Source organism: Pseudomonas nabeulensis, assembly GCF_004682045.1.
Lineage (GTDB): Bacteria > Pseudomonadota > Gammaproteobacteria > Pseudomonadales > Pseudomonadaceae > Aquipseudomonas > Aquipseudomonas nabeulensis.
In genome coordinates this window covers 31,504-45,201 of record NZ_QUZT01000022.1, presented here as the reverse complement: position 1 = coordinate 45,201, position 13,698 = coordinate 31,504, and the positions used below count along the sequence as shown (strand labels likewise).

Annotated in this window: 14 protein-coding genes; 5 read left to right on the top strand and 9 right to left on the bottom strand. The window is 56.3% G+C overall.

What is annotated here, in order from left to right; genetic code table 11:
• The first annotated feature begins 47 nt into the window (after positions 1–47).
• Genes DYL61_RS13695 through DYL61_RS13685 form a run of 3 tightly spaced genes read left to right on the top strand, consistent with a single transcriptional unit; the run spans position 48 to position 2,867 of the window.
• Complete coding sequence (locus tag DYL61_RS13695) at positions 48–1,109, top strand: ABC transporter substrate-binding protein (RefSeq protein WP_135308749.1); 1,062 nt, start codon at positions 48–50, stop codon at positions 1,107–1,109.
• A complete protein-coding gene (locus DYL61_RS13690) occupies positions 1,096–2,085 on the top strand; it encodes an ABC transporter permease (protein ID WP_135308748.1) in 990 nt (329 codons plus the stop codon). Before DYL61_RS13695 ends, DYL61_RS13690 begins: the two co-directional genes overlap by 14 nt.
• Complete coding sequence (locus DYL61_RS13685) at positions 2,079–2,867, top strand: ABC transporter ATP-binding protein (protein WP_135308747.1); 789 nt, start codon at positions 2,079–2,081, stop codon at positions 2,865–2,867. The genes DYL61_RS13690 and DYL61_RS13685 overlap by 7 nt, the downstream gene beginning before the upstream one ends.
• Positions 2,868–2,926: 59 nt before the next feature.
• Here the strand turns inward: DYL61_RS13685 and DYL61_RS13680 are convergent, their stop codons facing one another.
• Positions 2,927–3,826, bottom strand: coding sequence for a hypothetical protein (locus DYL61_RS13680; RefSeq protein ID WP_135308746.1), 900 nt, complete (start codon positions 3,824–3,826; stop codon positions 2,927–2,929).
• A 260-nt stretch (positions 3,827–4,086) separates the two neighbouring features.
• Between DYL61_RS13680 and glsB the strand changes: the two genes are divergently transcribed.
• The gene (gene glsB, locus DYL61_RS13675; protein WP_135308784.1) at positions 4,087–4,995 is read left to right on the top strand and encodes a glutaminase B; all 909 of its coding nucleotides are present in this window, start codon (positions 4,087–4,089) and stop codon (positions 4,993–4,995) included.
• A 111-nt stretch (positions 4,996–5,106) separates the two neighbouring features.
• On the opposite strand, the gene DYL61_RS13670 is transcribed toward glsB, so the two are convergent.
• The 5 genes from DYL61_RS13670 to DYL61_RS13650 form a co-directional block, all read right to left on the bottom strand.
• Positions 5,107–5,346: a DUF6124 family protein gene (locus tag DYL61_RS13670; protein ID WP_135308745.1), complete on the bottom strand. Its 240-nt coding sequence runs from the start codon at positions 5,344–5,346 to the stop codon at positions 5,107–5,109.
• Between the two features lie 550 nt (positions 5,347–5,896).
• Complete coding sequence (locus tag DYL61_RS13665; RefSeq protein ID WP_135308744.1) at positions 5,897–7,165, bottom strand: NAD(P)/FAD-dependent oxidoreductase; 1,269 nt, start codon at positions 7,163–7,165, stop codon at positions 5,897–5,899.
• The gene (locus tag DYL61_RS13660) at positions 7,162–7,914 is read right to left on the bottom strand and encodes an amino acid ABC transporter ATP-binding protein (protein ID WP_135308743.1); all 753 of its coding nucleotides are present in this window, start codon (positions 7,912–7,914) and stop codon (positions 7,162–7,164) included. The genes DYL61_RS13665 and DYL61_RS13660 overlap by 4 nt, the downstream gene beginning before the upstream one ends.
• Entirely contained in the window at positions 7,911–8,579 is a 669-nt protein-coding gene (locus DYL61_RS13655) for an amino acid ABC transporter permease (protein WP_135308742.1), read from the bottom strand. Before DYL61_RS13655 ends, DYL61_RS13660 begins: the two co-directional genes overlap by 4 nt.
• Positions 8,576–9,358: an ABC transporter substrate-binding protein gene (locus DYL61_RS13650; protein ID WP_135308741.1), complete on the bottom strand. Its 783-nt coding sequence runs from the start codon at positions 9,356–9,358 to the stop codon at positions 8,576–8,578. The genes DYL61_RS13655 and DYL61_RS13650 overlap by 4 nt, the downstream gene beginning before the upstream one ends.
• A 216-nt stretch (positions 9,359–9,574) precedes the next feature.
• Between DYL61_RS13650 and DYL61_RS13645 the strand changes: the two genes are divergently transcribed.
• Positions 9,575–10,354, top strand: coding sequence for an IclR family transcriptional regulator (locus DYL61_RS13645; RefSeq protein WP_135308783.1), 780 nt, complete (start codon positions 9,575–9,577; stop codon positions 10,352–10,354).
• A gap of 141 nt (positions 10,355–10,495) precedes the next feature.
• On the opposite strand, the gene DYL61_RS13640 is transcribed toward DYL61_RS13645, so the two are convergent.
• From DYL61_RS13640 to DYL61_RS13630, 3 genes are read right to left on the bottom strand one after another with little or no spacing between them, the layout of a single operon-like run.
• Complete coding sequence (locus tag DYL61_RS13640) at positions 10,496–11,278, bottom strand: class I SAM-dependent methyltransferase (RefSeq protein ID WP_135308740.1); 783 nt, start codon at positions 11,276–11,278, stop codon at positions 10,496–10,498.
• Positions 11,279–11,302: 24 nt separating this feature from the next.
• A complete protein-coding gene (locus DYL61_RS13635) occupies positions 11,303–12,667 on the bottom strand; it encodes an FAD-binding oxidoreductase (protein ID WP_135308739.1) in 1,365 nt (454 codons plus the stop codon).
• On the bottom strand, positions 12,664–13,698 hold the full coding sequence (locus DYL61_RS13630; protein WP_135308738.1) for a GNAT family N-acetyltransferase: 1,035 nt from the start codon (positions 13,696–13,698) through the stop codon (positions 12,664–12,666). Before DYL61_RS13630 ends, DYL61_RS13635 begins: the two co-directional genes overlap by 4 nt.

Below are 13,698 nucleotides of genomic sequence, written 5' to 3'. Positions count from 1 at the left end.
CGGTCGTTTATATAATCGATTTGATTTTATAAAGAGGACATTGGTACATGGATGATTTCGCCCGTCTCACCCGCCGTCGTCTATTGGGCATGGCCGGTATCACGGTGGCCAGCCTGTCGCTGCCACGCTTGGGTTTCGCCGCCGATGAACATGCCGGGCACCACACGACGGCGCAGGAGCCCGCCGGTACGGGTGACTTCATCCGCCTCGACGCGCCACGCAAGTTGAAGCTGGCCGTCAACCTCAATGCCGTGTGCCTGGCCCCGGTGGTCATCGCCCATGGCCAGGGCTTCTTCACCAAGCACAATCTGGATGTGGAACTGGTCAATTTCGGCAACTCCACCGAAGTGCTGCTGGAAGCCATTGCCACCGGCAAGGCCGATGCGGGCGTGGGGATGGCGCTGCGCTGGCTCAAGGCGCTGGAGCAGGGGTTTGACGTGAAGCTCACCGCCGGCACCCACGGCGGTTGCCTGCGTTTGCTCAGTGCGGTGAACGGCACGGTCACCAAACTTGAAGACCTCAAGGGCAAGGCCATTGGCGTCACCGACATGGCCAGCCCGGATCGCAATTTCTTCTCGATCCTGCTGAAGAAGCACGGGGTCGACCCGGTACGTGATGTGGAGTGGCGCCTGTACCCCGCCGACCTGCTCGGCACTGCGCTGGAGCGCGGCGAAGTGCAGGCCGTGAGCGGCAGTGACCCGTTCATGTACCGCCTGATCAAAGCCGGCACGGCGCGGGAGCTGTCCACCAACCTGGTGGAGGAATACGCCAACCTCAGCTGCTGCGTGGTCGGTGTCACCGGCAAGTTGGTGCGCGAGGACAAGCGCGTGGTCGCGGCGCTGACCCAGGCCATTCTGGAAGCCCACGACTATTCCGTGCAGCACCCGGAGGAGGTCGCTAAAGGCTTCCAGGCTCATGCGCTGAACACGTCGGTGGAGGAAGTGCAGGCGATTCTTCACGACCACACCCATGGCCATCACGCGGTAGGTGCAGCCCTGACCCAGGAAATCACCACCTACGTCACCGACCTCAAAACCGTCGAAGTGATCAGTAAAGGCACCGACCCGGTGGAGTTTGCCAAGGAGATCACCGCCGATGTCTTCAGCTGACGCCACCCGCCTCAATCCGCCCTTGACCCTCAGGTTCTGGGGGCAGGGCATTGCCGTGGTGGCCGCCTGGTTGGCCGTTGCGTTGTTGATCAGCTACTGGCCCAACGCAATACGCAACTGGCCGATGACCCAAGGCCTAGCCAATGTATGCGTGGCCGTGGCGGGGGTATTCGTGGTGCTGGGCGTGGTGGGGCGCCGGGTTTCCCGGTTGGGCACACGCCTGCGCCGCGCTGGGCCGTGGCTGATCGCCTTGCCGATATTGCTGGCGATTTGGGAACTGCTCACCGCCAAACTGGCGTGGTTACCCGTGCCTTTTTTCGCGCCGCCCCAGGCGCTGCTGGCCGTGTATATCGAAGACTATGCCCGCCTGGCTGACAGCCTGTGGCATTCAGCGTTGTTGCTGGGCTCGGGTGTGGCGCTGGGCGCGATCAGCGGATTTATCGCCGGTGTGGCGATCGGTTGGTCCACGCGTATCGGTTACTGGCTGCACCCGGTGCTGCGCATCCTCGGTCCGGTGCCGTCGACCGCGTTGTTGCCGTTGTGTTTTTTTCTGTTCCCCAGCAGTTGGAGCGCCAGCGTATTCCTGATCGCCCTGGCCACCTGGTTTCCGGTCACAGTGCTCACTTGGTCCGGTGTGGCCAGCGTGGATAAAGCCTATTACGACGTGGCGCGCACCCTCGGCGCCAAGCAGGGCTTTTTGATTTTCAAAGTGGCGATTCCAGCGGCGTTGCCCCATGTGTTTGTCGGCCTGTTCATGGGCCTGGGCGCTTCGTTTTCGACCCTGGTCGTGGCGGAAATGATGGGGGTCAAATCCGGTATCGGCTGGTACCTGCAATGGGCTCAGGGCTGGGCCGCCTACGCCAACATGTACGCCGCACTGTTGATCATGGCGTTGGCCTGCTCGGGGTTGATCACCGGGTTGTTCCTGGTGCGTGACCGCCTGCTGGCCTGGCAAAAAGGAGCGATGAAATGGTAGCCCTGGCACCCGCAGTTCCGGCGCCGGAAGGCTTGGCGCTGCGTATCGAAAATTTAAGCCATGGTTTTGCCCTCGATGGGCAGCATCTGCCGGTGTTGGAGCGGGTTTCGCTGGACGTGGCGCCGGGGGAATTCGTCGCGCTGCTGGGGCCTTCGGGCTGCGGCAAGTCGACCTTACTACGCCTGGTGGCGGGGTTGGAGCCGGCGGATTCGGGCCGCTTGCTGGCGGATGGTCAGGCCATCACCGGCCCGGACCCGAGCCGCGTGGTGGTGTTCCAGGACCCCACGCTCTACCCGTGGCGCCGTGTATGGGACAACGTCGCGGTGGGCCTGGAAGCCCAGGGCCTGCTCAAGACCCATTCGGCCAAGGTCGATGAGGCGCTGGGTAAAGTCGGCCTCAGCGAATTTGCCCGGGCCTACCCCCGGCAGTTATCCGGTGGCATGGCGCAGCGTGTCGCACTCGCCCGTGCGTTGGTCAACCAGCCGCAGTTGCTGATCCTCGACGAGCCCCTGGGCAAGCTGGATTCGTTGACCCGTATCACCATGCAAAAAGAGCTGATCGATCTGTGGCAGCGCCAGGGCTACACCGCGTTGCTGGTGACCCATGATGTGGAAGAAGCCTTGTTGTTGGCCAACCGTGTGATTGTGTTCAGTGACCGCCCGGCGAAGATCCAGGCGCAATTGACCATCGACAGGCCATACCCACGGCATCGGGATGATCCCTACCTGGTGGACCTGCGGCGGCAAATACTCGGCCTGCTGGGGTTGGGTGAAAACTGGTAGGGTGGTGGCTCAGCTCAGCACAATTTGAACGAAGGTCGTTGGCTTTAGGCAGCGCTATATCAATATTTTTCTGAGGCTTCGATTGCGTCCAGAAATTTTATGTTAATAAATTTGAAGAAGATGAGCATCTCGTGAAGCTCCAGGTTTTTTTGATCGGTTGTAAGACTTGCTGGTGTGGCATGCATGAGCGTGCTGGTAAAGGTGTAGATATACCCGTACTCATCACCCATTCCGACGAATTTTGCCATTTTGCTCCACGACCAAGGTGTTGATGCCAAGGCTTTTATGTCGTCAGGAAGTGCACTGACGAAGCTGGCCTTTTCCTTTTTGATAGCTTTGATTGAGGCTTTGACCTGAGGCATCGCCTCGGCTTCAAGCATACTGGCGACCGTTGAATAACCTAAGTGCACCGCCTGATCTGCATAGATGGAAAATTTACGGGCGGCTACGTTGTCAATCATCTGCGTAGCGCGGTGATAGACCGTCGCAGATTCGCTTCTGGCCTTTTCAACGTCTTCCATCGTTTCCAATCGCAGCAACTCTTCTGAGAGCCAGTCGGATTGCTGTTTATCAAGATCATTGAGTAAGTGTATTTCTCGCACAAGTTGCTTTCTTTGGTCTTCCCAGTGGTTGAGTTGTGTGTCTATGAGCTGGGAAGCGTATACGAGCCCGTAACGGGGGTCTGTCTCGAACAATTTCAGCCATACGCTCGCTTCGAAAGTGTAGCGGGTGACAGTAAGGACGCTCATGGTTTCAATAAAACTCAAGTTCTGTTCAGTGAACAATCTCAGTTTTACAAGGATTTCGCCCGTAACTGACTGGCACCAACTGTTGTAATCGTTCTTGTTGAAACTTTCTTTGAATTGCGTTGTGCGAATGCGTTTGGCTGCTGCGTCTATAGTGGGCGCCATCGCCTTGATGGAGTGCACCAAGTGCTTCAGCTTGTTTTCAAGTTCCATGATATTTGTATTCCTTGTGTAGATTGTTTTGGGCAGGGAAGTCTTGGTTGCTTGTTTCGCTAAAAGGGGGTGGAGGTTTAGCGGGGTGCGCGATCAGGATTGCATTTTGATTTTTGAATAAAGGCGTAATGATATCATTTGGCGCTGGAATGCCGTCAAATAGAAGCTCCCGTTTCAGAATTCCCTGGGTCTAGATGCCATTTCAGGTATCCTCCGCCCCCCGTTTATCACCCATTCAAACACCCATGACCGGACAAGACATGCAGGCGATGCTCGCGTCGATCCTAGACGAAGTGCGTCCACTGATCGGCCTCGGCACAGTCGCCGACTACATCCCCGCACTGGCCGATGTGCCGCCCAACCAATTAGGCATCGCGGTGTACGGCAACGATGGCTCCGCCTATTGGGCTGGCGACGCCGATACGCTGTTCTCGGTGCAAAGCATTTCCAAGGTATTCAGCCTGGTACAGGCCATCGACCACGGTGGCGAAACCATCTGGGAGCGTCTGGGCCATGAGCCTTCGGGGCAGCCGTTCAACTCGCTGGTGCAACTGGAGTTCGAACGCGGCCGACCGCGTAATCCGTTTATCAACGCAGGCGCGCTGGTGATCTGCGACATCAACCAATCGCGCTTCGCCGTGCCGATCCTGTCGATGCGCGACTTTGTGCGGCGCCTGTCGGGTAACCCGCAGATCCTGGTCGACAGCGTGGTCGCTGAGTCGGAAGCGCAACACGGCGCGCGCAACGCGGCCATGGCCTACCTGATGAAATCCTTCGGCAATTTCCACAACGACGTGGACGCGGTGCTGCACAGCTATTTCAACTATTGCGCGCTGCAAATGAGCTGCCTGGATTTGGCCCGTGCGTTCAGCTTTCTGGCCAATGAAGGGGTGAGCGCCCACAGCGGCGAGCAGGTCCTGACGGCGCGTCAGACCAAGCAGGTCAACTCGATCATGGCCACCAGCGGGCTGTACGACGAGGCCGGCAATTTTGCCTACCGCGTAGGGCTGCCGGGCAAGAGTGGGGTGGGCGGCGGGATCGTCGCGGTGGTGCCGGGGCAATTTACCGTGTGCGTGTGGTCGCCGGAGTTGAATGCAGCGGGGAACTCGCTGGCGGGGATCAAGGCGTTGGAGTTGTTGAGTGAGCGGATTGGGTGGTCGGTGTTTTGAGTGGGCACAGGATCCTGCAGCATCACTGATCTACGGTGGGAGGGGCGGTGCGACGATTCGACTTGCCCCTCCCACATTTTGTACTTCATTGATTTCGAGGGTGTTGTTCGATCAGGTCACCGGATGAGCCTGATCCAATGCTTTGTCCACCAACAGTTGCACACTTTCGAGCATGCGGCAGATACCCAGCGCTACATTGCGTTGAGCGCCATCGACTTCAAAGGCGAGATGGGCGGCGATGTCGTTGAGGCTGGCCAGGTCTTGTGAGGCATTGGCCAACAGGGTTTCAGTGTTCAGGTCGGGGTGGAGGGTGAAGGGGGTGGTTGGGGGATTTGGACTGTCTTTGATCATGGTGGAGTTCCTAAGATTAGTGGAGCTGCCAGCGTTCGCGGTCAAACGAAGAGGGTGGCAGCTGTACGCGGGTTGACCGACCGGCAATCAAAGGAAATCCGGCATACCCGAAGGTATCCCGCGTACAGCCGCCGCGACACGATACCTCAGGCATAAAAAAAACGCCTGAAATAGGTTTTGGCGCAACAGTACTTTAATTAATCGGACGGTCAAATCCGGCCGCTGAATGAGCAGCGACGGCGAAGAGGTTAGCCAGCGAAGTTCCGAGGAGCAACCTGAAAGCCTTGTGGGAAATCTCTGAGCCAACACTGTTCACCTGTGGGAGGGGGCAAGCCCTAATGTCAGTCAGTTAAGAGGCTGGAAGGATAAAAATTAACCTGTGGCGAGGGAGCTTGCTCCCGCTGGACTGCGCAGCAGGCCCATTTTTTGGGGCCGCTTCGCGTCCCAACGGGAGCAAGCTCCCTCGCCACAGGTACAGTGTTTGCCTTAACTGACTGGCATTAGGGCTTGCCCCCTCCCACATTGTTTTGTGGTGTTTGTTGGGGTGAGGTCAACTCACGTTGAGTCGATCCAGCAGGCTATACCATGCCACCCCTGCGCCGATGTAGAAGCGCTGCAAGCCATGCATCGGCAAGCGCTGCAACGGTGTGACCGGGTAGGCGAAGTCGGCCTTGCTGTCGCATAGGCGCGCGGCCAGTTGCTGGCCCAGGCTGGTACATAACGCGATGCCGCGACCATTGCAGCCCAATGCCAACGTCAGCCCCGGCGCCGGTTCGTGAACATGGGGCATGAAGTCGCGGGTGATCGCGATACGCCCGGCCCAGCGGTACTCGAACTCCAACGGGCCGAGCTGGGGAAACAGCAGCGCCAGGGATCGCTCGAGGTGGGCGAAGTCTGTGGGCGCAGTGGGGTCGTTGAACAGCCCGCGTCCGCCCATCAACAAACGGCCATGGCTGTCTTTGCGAAAGTACAGCAGCAGGCGTTGTGCGGTGGACACCGTTTCCTGGCCCGGCAAGATGCTCTCGGCGGCGCGCCCGGTCAACGGTTTGGTGGCGACAATAAAACTGTTGGCCGCCAGGATGCTTTGGGCCATGCCCGGCCATAGGTTGCCGCTGTAGCCATTGGTGGCCAGCACCACTTGATCGGCGTTCACCTGCGCGCCAGTTGCAGTGGTCAATTGCCAGCCCGACGCCTGGCGCTGCAACCCGTTCACTGCGCTTTGCCCGTGGATCCGTACGCCTGCCGCCAACGCCGCCGCCACCAGCCCACGGGCATACGCCAATGGCTGGATCGCCCCGGCGCGGCCATCCAGCCAGCCGCCGGCAAAGGCCGAGCTGCCCATGCGCGAGGCCACGGCATAAGCGTCCAGCCGCTGCACCGGCACACCGCGTCGCGCCCATTGTTCGGCGCGGGCGTGCAGCCCGGCCACGCCTTTTTCGGTGTACGACACCTGCATCCAACCCTTGCGCACCGGCGCGCAATCGATGCCGTGACGTTCGATCAGCTTGAACACCAAATCTGCTGAATTCGATACCGTCGAGATCAAGGGTTCGGCACGTTCCGCGCCATACCTCTGCACCAGTTGTTCCGGGTCATATTTGAGCGTTGGATTGACCTGCCCACCATTGCGCCCGGACGCGCCCCAACCCGGCTCATTCGCTTCCAGTACGCACACGCTGACGCCGCGCTCGGCCAGGTGCAGCGCCGTCGACAAACCGGTGTACCCGGCGCCGACAATCGCCACATCCACCTTCAGCGACTCACTCAATGCCGGGGTTGGCACCGCCGCCGGCGCAGTCGCTGACCACAAAGACTTCATGACAGGCTCCGCGTATCGCCAGTAGGGTGCAGCACGCGGCGCAGGAAATCCTGGGTGCGCGGTTGCTGCGGGTTGCCCAGCACGTCTTCGGCCGGGCCGCTTTCGACGATGTAGCCGCCATGCAAAAAGCACACGCGGTCGGCCACTTCGCGGGCAAAGCCCATTTCGTGGGTGACCACGATCATGGTCATGCCTTCATCGGCGAGGGTGCGCATCACCGCCAGCACATCGCCCACCAGTTCAGGGTCCAATGCCGAGGTGGGTTCGTCGAACAGCATGGCGTCGGGTTTCATCGCCAGGGCGCGAGCGATGGCCACGCGCTGTTGCTGACCGCCGGACAGTTGTTCCGGGTAGGCATCGGCCTTGGCGCTCAGGCCGACTTTTTCCAGCAGCACCAAGGCTTCTTCGCGGGCCTGCTTCGGCGGTTCGCCTTTGACGTACACCGGGCCTTCCATCACGTTTTCCAGCACCGTGCGGTGCGGGAACAAGTTGAAGCGTTGGAACACCATGCCCATGCGGCTACGCAGGGCGTGCACGCTCTTGCTGGCGCGCTGTACGGTTTCGCCGAACACGTTGATGACGCCACCATCGTAGGCTTCCAGTGCATTGATGCAGCGCAGCAGGGTGGACTTGCCCGAGCCCGAGGGGCCGATCAGGCACACCACTTCGCCCTTGGCCACGTCCAGGTCGACGCCGTGCAGCACGCGGTGGCTGCCGTAGTGTTTTTGCAGTTGGCGGATCTCGATCATGCTTTTTTCCTCCGGCCCAGGTGTTGTTCCATGCGGCGCAGGCCATACACCAACGGCAGGCTCATCAGCAGGTAGAGCAGGGCGACCAGGGTGTAGACGGTCATGTTCTGGAAGGTCGACGAGGCGATCAGTTGGCCCTGGCGGGTCATCTCCGCCACGGTGATAGTGGACACCAACGACGAGTCCTTGAGCATCATCACCAGCGTGTTGCCGTAGGGTGGCAAGGCGATGCGAAACGCTTGCGGCAGGATCACCCGGCGCATCATCAGCACCGAGCGCATGCCCAGTGCCTCGGCGGCCTCACGCTGGCCCTGTTCCACCGCGATGATGCCGGTGCGGAAGTTCTCTGCCTGGTACGCCGAGTAGGCGATGCCCATGCCGATCACACCGGCATAGAACGCGGTGAGGTGCACGCCCATGTCCGGCAGCACGAAGTAGATGTAGAACAGCTGCACGATGATCGGCAGGCCACGGATCACGTTGATGATGGTGCTGGCGATCCATGACAGCGCACGGATCGGCGACAGTTTGAGCAACGCCAGCACCAGGCCGATGGCACTGCTGAGCAGGAACGACAGCACGGTGATCTGGATCGTGACCCAGGCGCCTTGCAGCAGGATCGGCAAGAAGTCCTGGGCGTTTTGCAGGAATTCGCTCAGGTTCATGGGCGCACCTGGGCATCAAGCCCCCACTTCTTGAGGATGTTGTCCAGGGTGCCGTCGGCCTTGATGCTGGCGATGGCCGTGTTCAGGCGCTCGAGGGTTTGCGTGTCGCCCTTGCGCGTCACCAGGCACACTTCGCCGACGTGGGTCGGGTGGTAGTCGGCGGCCAGTTTCACGCCTTTGAACAGCTTCTGGCGGATCTGGTAGGCGACCACCGGTTGGTCACCTACGGCCGCCTTGATACGACCCAGGGACAGGTCGCGGACCATCTCGCCGATGGAATCGTAGGTGCGGATCTCCTTGAAGATGCCGAGCTTGTTCAACTGGTCGTAGAAAATGGTGCCGGCCTGCACGCCGACGATTTGATCCTTGAGCGGCAGCAAGTCCGGGTAGGCGGCGTTATCGTCGGCATTGATGATCAGGCCTTCACCGTAGGCGTACACCGGTGCGCTGAAATCGACGACTTTGGTGCGTTCCTCGGTCTTGAGCATGCCGGCGGAAATAAAGTCCAGCTTGCCGGAGGTGAGGGAGGGGATCAGTGCGGCAAAGTTGGTCTGTTCGATCTGGCTGGTAAAGCCGCCAGCCTTGCCCACGGCCTCGGCCACATCGACCATCACGCCCTGGATGCTGTTGCTCTTGATGTCGAGGAAGGTAAACGGCGAACCGCTGGCCGTTGCACCGACTTTGTAAGAGGACGCACTTTCTGCGTGCACGGCGCTGGCGCAGAGCGTGGCGCAAACGGCAAAGGCAAGGCGGCGAAACAAGGGCGAAAGACTGTTCATCGGGTTACTCCAGAAGGAAAACGGATCGTCAGTACCGCAAGCGGCTGGGGATGAAAACGCAAGCTCTATGCCATTTTGATTAATAAAAATCGTATATCGCTTCTTAAAATCGACAAAATGAACCATTCGTATCGATATGCGATATTTTGTGGTCTATTTTTGTGATTTGCGGTAGAAATGTCGCCACGCCTGATCGATCAAACCCGCGAGTTCGCCATGTCCGAAGAACGCAACAGTTTGCACAACCAATCCCTGGAAAAAGGCCTGTCGGTACTCAAGGCATTCAGCGCACAGCGCCGTAGCATGAGCCTTGCAGAGGTGGCCGAGGCTGCCGGCATGACCAAAAGCTCGGCCCAACGCATGGTGTTTACCCTCGAAAGCCTGGGTTACCTTCGGAAACACTCCCGCACACGTCATTACCAACTCACACCTCGGGTGTTGGAGTTGGGCTTCAGTTATTTGGATGCACACTCGTTGATCGAGGTGGCCAATCCGTTTTTGTCGGAGTTGACCCGGTTGACGGGGGAGACCTCGTGTCTGACTGAACCTGCGGGCTATGACATGACCTATATCGCGCGATTCGTCAGCTCGGGCTTTGTGCCGGTGCATATGCCGATCGGCTCGCGGGTCCCGATGTATTGCACGGCGTCGGGGCGCGCGTATTTGAGCGCGCTGCCGGTGGATGAGGCGGTGGTGTTGATCGAGAACAGCCAGCGTATTGCCCACACCAGCCAGACGCTGACTGACGTTGAGCAGATTCTGGAGTCGCTGCAACAGGTGCGCGAGCAGGGCTACGCGGTGAATGGCCAGGAGTTGTTCCTGGGTGATATGACCATTGGCGCGCCGGTGTTGGGTGCGAATGGCCGGCCGGTGGCGGCGGTGCATGTGGTGGCGCCGACCAGCCGGTGGAGCAGGGCGGATGCCGAGAAGCAGCTGGCGCCGGCGTTGTTGCAGTGTTCAAGGGCGCTGAGTAATTCGGCGCGCAATTTGGAGTGAACTGACACCTCACGGCCTCCATACCCAATGACTCCGCAGGTGCGACAGTGCCTGCGGTGGTATCGCAGCCACTGTCGGGGAAACTTCAGGTTAGTGCTGAAATCATCTGTTTTATTACAAACGGCCACTTGCATAAATAGCTTATTTTAGACATTCGAGGATCGCTGCATGAGGGCAATCAAGATATTTTTGGAAAAAAGTCCGATCTAAGGACGCGTCAGATTGTTCATCGAGTATATGATTGTACAACTTGATACTTCTAAATCCTGCTTGGGTAAGTGCATCGGTCATGGCAGTCATTGACCAGTAGTGAGCAATGATCTCTTCTTTGATTACCGATTTCTCCCAATGCTCATTTATCATATTGCCGAAGGCCGGCGGGAATAATTCTAACAGTAATTCCTCACCCTCCTCACGGTCTGGGATGCTCTTGTTGAGGGCTGAAAGTCGAAAGCCATAGTTTTGGTAGTAATTTCTGTCAGAATGAAAGTGTGGATGGATAGGCAGGGATACCAACCGGCCACCGGGCCGCAGCAGATTGTACATTTGAGCACACATGGTCGTCAGTTCATGAAGCGTTGTTGCATAGGGCATGACGTAGACGGCCAGTACCAAATCAAATTGTTTATTGAGGTTGTCCCCAAGAGTAGACGTGAAGGTAATTCTGAGATTTTTTTTTGCGGCATGCGTCCTCGCATAAGTAAGCATGTCTTCGGAGGTATCGTAGCCTAGGACTTTACGTGCACCTCGTTTAGCAAGCCGCTCGGTATAAATGCCAGGGCCGCAGCCATAGTCTAAAACATCTCTATCACATAAATTCTTCTCTATTAATCTCATGACTGACGGAACCTCTACGTGTTTACGAAGAGGCCAATCAAGCATGCTTGCATAGAGTTTGGCAAGATTATCGAATTGATGATTCATCGTCGGCTCCAGGGGAGGTGTAACTCAACCAAAAATATTGAGTGGGTCGTGAAGGTTTTTGAGTTTCAGAAGCTTCTTCCAGTGTTTACTGCTATAGCACCTGTGAATAAGGTGCGCGCGGCCCTCTCGATCAAATTCATTAAGATAATGACTGCTCGAAAAAGGCGAAAGCTCTTCGTAGAGTTCGTAGAGCCAATCACGATTCGCTATGTCATCATGTTTGTTGCTCCACTGTGTATAGGTGGAGATGAAAAAAGAACCCTTGGCCGAATAGGCAGCGTCGGGATAGTCATGCGCAGGCCTCCAGATAATTAATGCTTGTGTTTGCTTTGAAGGGACGATTGAGAAGTGCTTGAGCAGAATATTCGCAGCTTTCGAAGGGTGGTAGGTGAGGATGTTGTCTGACCTCCAGCGTGCACAGGTGCGCAGGTTGGTAGTTTGGGTAAAGATATCTTCGACTTCTATTTTTTTAGGGTAAGTATGTTGAAGTGGTATAGGTAACTTCACGTGTGTTGTAAATGAGGAGTACATTTTTCGTGCACCCATCTCGTCACTGGCAAAAGCAAGTGTGCTCAGAACGGCAAGGTGACTTTCATCATCAGATGAACAAGGCGCACTCGCTGCTTCAGAAGTCGAAATTAGACTGACCATAATTTGTAGCGCTCTGGAAATTTTAGTAGCGCCGTCCTTGATGGCTTCGACGACTGTCGGCAGGTCACTTGCTTTGAAAAAAAAAGTACTGGCGGCTATGTATTTTTTTACCGGATAGCACCTCAAATGGAAACGAACAACGACAAAAAATAACGCAGCCCCACCTCCTCGGGCGGCCCATAAATACTCAGGCGAGTGGTCTGGCGTCGAAAGAATTTTTTCGCCGGTTGCTGTGATGACTTCGACCGCTTCGATATTGAAGGTGCTCATGCCTCCCCATTCAGCACAGTTGATGCCCTGACCTCCACCAACTAAAAATCCAGCCAGCGTAACATCCCCCCCATGTCCGACTGGAAAGGCCAGGCCTACAATGGACAATGCGTCGTGTAATTGTCGCGAGGTGACACCTGCATCTGCATAAGCAAGGGAGGCTTCATTGTCGATTTCGAGAGTTTTAAAGCATGACATGTCAAGCAATAGGTGATCCTTTTTAAGGAAGCAAACAGAGTATGAATGCCCGCCTGTCTTGCAGGAGACTTGCAGCCCATTGGCGCATGCGTAACTCAGTGTGTTAATGATATCGATCTCTGAGTGTGCAACTACGATCGCAATGGGATAGCGTTCAGGTAAATAACCGTTCCAGGCCGATTGCACTCTATGCTTTTCAAATTCAGGGTCTGTTCGCCAATAAATGGGACCTGTGTTGTGGGTTAAATCACTGACGGCGGGAATGCTCATAATTTAAACTCTTCTTTGGGGTTCCCAATAATTGAAAAAAGAGGTAGTGGAGAAAATCCGAGCCGCGTTTTGATTTTTGTATTGAGGCGCCCCATTTCTACCCTGGTTATTTTATGCGCGAAGGCATATTGGTAGGCTTCTGCAACGAGTATGGTGAATGGGCTGAATTTGACATCGTCATACGTCATCCCAGCACACCACATATGTAAAGTGGCTTCTTCAAGAAAACAGATAAATCCAGCGATAAGCTGATCGTCCTGTCGAACTGTAAAAGTCCTTACCATATCCCCGCAGCAGGTGACAAAGTCAAATAACGGTTTCTCCGGAAAATAATGGGGTGTTCCATGTCGGGCAGTTGTTCTTTGACACAGTGTTACCAACTCTGGAAGGGTGGTCAAAGGTGGCGCTTCAATTATAATCTTGGCGTTACTTTCAGAAAATCGCCTTAGTTGGCGCTTCATTTCTCGACGCCCGTCGGCGGGTAGCTCTTCTACCAGTAATTCGAAATTGTTTTTTTTGACAATATCCAGATAGAAACGATCGAGCATGAAGCGCGTTTGCATTCCTGATGCCTGTGCCGCTGTAATTAGAGAGGTGTCGCAGGTGTTGAGGAAACCGAAATACTCGGCTTCCCACTCGCAAGCAATTTTATGTTGAGCATTTAATAATTTTCCTGTGTGTTCTTTTTTATCGTTTGTTGCAATGATTTTCGTGTCGTAGCAGTGCATGACGTGGCTGAATAGTCCAGTGCCTTGTTCCGAAAAACTGATACTCGCAGTGTTGGCCAATAGCCCAAAAGGGTCAATTTGTTGTGCGGTTTGCAGGTAACAGGGCATAAAGGCGCTGGGCTGACCATTGAGGTAAGCCATAAAATAAATAATGCGTAACGGAGGTAGTAATGGAAAATGTTCTGCGGCTTTCAAAAAGCGCGGGTCATAGAATGCCGGGGTGTCAACATTTGAAATTAACTGAACGTACTCGTCAGTAGGGATGTCTTCAAATTTTTCGAAAGTGATAATCTCGATGGTCAT